Source organism: Streptosporangium sp. G11, from assembly GCF_051192615.1.
GTDB lineage: Bacteria > Actinomycetota > Actinomycetes > Streptosporangiales > Streptosporangiaceae > Streptosporangium.
The window spans coordinates 1-704 of the sequence record NZ_JBPJUQ010000349.1; the positions used below are offsets into that span (position 1 = coordinate 1).

The 704-nt window shown below is 69.5% G+C and carries 1 protein-coding gene; it reads left to right on the forward strand.

The window, feature by feature from the left end:
• On the forward strand, window positions 1–704 hold a 704-nt coding region (locus ACSDR0_RS50975), incomplete at both ends, for a hydantoinase B/oxoprolinase family protein (RefSeq protein ID WP_435296197.1).

Genomic DNA, 704 nt, shown 5'->3' on the forward strand with positions numbered 1-704 from the left:
GAGATCATCGAGTTGATCCGGTTCAACTCGCGGATGCCGGATCTGGTGATCGGTGATCTGAACGCGCAGGTCGCCGCACTGCGCACCGGCGAGCGCCGGTTCCTGGAGATCCTGGAGAAGTTCGGCCGCCCGACCGTGGACGCCGCGGTCCAGCGGATGGTCGAGGACGGGGAGGCGCGCACCCGCGTCGCCCTCGCCGAGCTGCCGCAGGGTTCGTGGACGGCGGTCGACTGGCTGGACGACGACGGCATCACCGACGACCCGGTCCGCATGCAGGTCACCGTCACCATCGCCGACGGCACCTTCACCGTCGACTTCGCCGGTTCCTCGCCCGCCACGCCCGGTCCCATCAACATGCCGTTCGGCGCGACCATCGCGATCTGCAAGGTCGTCCTCAAGGCGCTCACCTCGCCCGACGAGCCGTCCAACTTCGGCACGACCGTTCCCCTGGAGGTGCGGGCCGAGCCGGGCACGCTCTTCCACGCCGTCTACCCGCAGCCGACGTTCACCCTCTGGACCGGCATCGTCGCGGTCGAGCTCATCCTGAAGGCGCTGGCGCAGGGCATGCCGGACCGGTTGCCCGCCTCCTCGGGGGGTGACGTGCCCGGGTTCATGATGGTCGGGATCCATCCGGAGACAGGGCAGATGTTCGCGGTCAGCAACAACGATCCGGTCGGCTGGGGCGCCACCCCCTCCCACGACGG